Source organism: Brevundimonas sp. P7753 (genome assembly GCF_013386595.1).
GTDB lineage: Bacteria > Pseudomonadota > Alphaproteobacteria > Caulobacterales > Caulobacteraceae > Brevundimonas > Brevundimonas bullata.
Genome location: NZ_JACARP010000252.1, coordinates 292 through 537 on the forward strand (window position 1 = coordinate 292; position 246 = coordinate 537).

A 246-nucleotide genomic window follows, 5' to 3' on the forward strand; every position below is an offset into this window, starting at 1 on the left:
CGAAGCGGGTGGCGAACATCGGCGCAGCCTAGCGGTTTCCGGCCGTGGTCAGAATGGGGGACAAGCGCCCTCTTTCCGAAGGGCGACAGGCGGGCCTAGCATGAGGCATGGCCATTGCTCCCTCCGCCTCCTCCATCGCCGCCGCCCGCGAGGCCCTGGCCGCCGCCGATCCGGCGCTGGCGCGGGCCCACGCCTCGACGCCGGTGTTCGAGTGGCGGCTGCGCCCCGGCGGCTACGAGGGCCTGT